The sequence below is a fragment of the Kitasatospora sp. NPDC101183 genome (assembly GCF_044767945.1).
In the GTDB taxonomy this organism is placed as follows: domain Bacteria; phylum Actinomycetota; class Actinomycetes; order Streptomycetales; family Streptomycetaceae; genus Kitasatospora.
This window is the reverse complement of record NZ_JBIWOW010000064.1, coordinates 1-1,439: the sequence shown is the minus strand read 5'-3', so window position 1 is coordinate 1,439 and position 1,439 is coordinate 1. Positions and strand designations below refer to the sequence as shown.

The 1,439-nt window shown below is 56.3% G+C and carries 1 rRNA gene (running past one end of the window); it reads left to right on the top strand.

Going from position 1 to position 1,439, the window contains the following annotated elements:
- Window positions 1-1,395 (top strand): 23S ribosomal RNA (locus ACIRRS_RS38300); it begins 1,793 nt to the left of the window's first position.
- Window positions 1,396-1,439: the final 44 nt, after the last annotated feature.

Here is a 1,439-nt window from a genome sequence, read left to right as displayed (position 1 = left end):
AGTCTGAGACCTGATGCCGAGCCGATTGTGGTGAAGTGGATGATCCTATGCTGTCGAGAAAAGCCTCTAGCGAGTTTCATGGCGGCCCGTACCCCAAACCGACTCAGGTGGTCAGGTAGAGAATACCGAGGCGTTCGGGTGAACTATGGTTAAGGAACTCGGCAAAATGCCCCCGTAACTTCGGGAGAAGGGGGGCCATTCCTGGTGACGGCACTTGCTGCCAGAGCTGGGGGTGGCCGCAGAGACCAGCGAGAAGCGACTGTTTACTAAAAACACAGGTCCGTGCGAAGCCGTAAGGCGATGTATACGGACTGACGCCTGCCCGGTGCTGGAACGTTAAGGGGACCGGTTAGCTCCATTTCGGTGGGGCGAAGCTGAGAACTTAAGCGCCAGTAAACGGCGGTGGTAACTATAACCATCCTAAGGTAGCGAAATTCCTTGTCGGGTAAGTTCCGACCTGCACGAATGGCGTAACGACTTCTCGACTGTCTCAACCATAGGCCCGGTGAAATTGCATTACGAGTAAAGATGCTCGTTTCGCGCAGCAGGACGGAAAGACCCCGGGACCTTTACTATAGCTTGATATTGGTGTTCGGTTCGGCTTGTGTAGGATAGGTGGGAGACTTTGAAGCGGCAACGCCAGTTGTCGTGGAGTCGTCGTTGAAATACCACTCTGGTCGTGCTGGATGTCTAACCTGGGTCCGTGATCCGGATCAGGGACAGTGTCTGGTGGGTAGTTTAACTGGGGCGGTTGCCTCCTAAAGGGTAACGGAGGCGCCCAAAGGTTCCCTCAGCCTGGTTGGCAATCAGGTGTTGAGTGTAAGTGCACAAGGGAGCTTGACTGTGAGACTGACGGGTCGAGCAGGTACGAAAGTAGGGACTAGTGATCCGGCGGTGGCTTGTGGAAGCGCCGTCGCTCAACGGATAAAAGGTACCCCGGGGATAACAGGCTGATCTTCCCCAAGAGTCCATATCGACGGGATGGTTTGGCACCTCGATGTCGGCTCGTCGCATCCTGGGGCTGGAGTAGGTCCCAAGGGTTGGGCTGTTCGCCCATTAAAGCGGTACGCGAGCTGGGTTTAGAACGTCGTGAGACAGTTCGGTCCCTATCCGCTGTGCGCGTAGGAGTGTTGAGAAGGGCTGTCCCTAGTACGAGAGGACCGGGACGGACGAACCTCTGGTGTGCCAGTTGTCCTGCCAAGGGCATGGCTGGTTGGCTACGTTCGGGAGGGATAACCGCTGAAAGCATCTAAGCGGGAAGCCTGCTTCGAGATGAGCACTCCCACCTCCTTGAGAGGGTAAGGCTCCCAGTAGACGACTGGGTTGATAGGCCGGGTATGGAAGCCCTGTGAGGGGTGGAGTTGACCGGTACTAATAGGCCGAGGGCTTGTCCTCAGTTGCTCGCGTCCACTGTGTTGTTCTGAAACAACGACCCCCAA